Source organism: Halomicronema sp. CCY15110 (assembly GCF_016888165.1).
Taxonomy (GTDB): Bacteria; Cyanobacteriota; Cyanobacteriia; order Phormidesmidales; family Phormidesmidaceae; genus Halomicronema.
Genome location: NZ_JACSWC010000345.1, coordinates 1 through 445 on the forward strand (window position 1 = coordinate 1; position 445 = coordinate 445).

Annotated in this window: 1 protein-coding gene; it reads right to left on the reverse strand. The window is 54.4% G+C overall.

Annotated features, from left to right (window positions below):
• The coding region (locus JUK32_RS16415) for a helix-turn-helix domain-containing protein (protein WP_204139946.1) at positions 1-387 on the reverse strand (387 nt) is incomplete at its 3' end.
• Positions 388-445 lie beyond the last annotated feature (58 nt).

Sequence of the window (445 nt, forward strand, 5' to 3'; positions counted from 1 at the left end):
CACGGTCTTGTAAGGAATCGTCTCACCACTCTGGGCTTCGAGCCACTGCTGCACCTCCCCATAGCTGGCAAAGCCTTCGGGCGAATCCAGGCGAGCTTTGAGTCGTTCCAACAGGTCGCCATCAATTCGAGGCGCTTTACCTGGGGCCGTCCGTTCTTCCAGTAGGCCCGCTAGCCCCTCGTCTCGATACACCTTCAACCAGCGCGTAATCGTTGAAGGGGACCGCCCAAGACGATGACTGAACTCTTTATGCTCAGTCACTTGGCCGCTCTTATACCACCACAACAGCCGCAGGCGCTCGGCTTGAATCGCGCTCCTGGCCTGGCGAAGGCTTTTGAGCAAATAGTCTGCACTTTCACGAACCTCTAACTTGAGTGGACGAGCCATCTTTTGTGCTTGAAATCAGTACTCCTATATTCTGCTTCACCTCATAGGGAATTGGTAT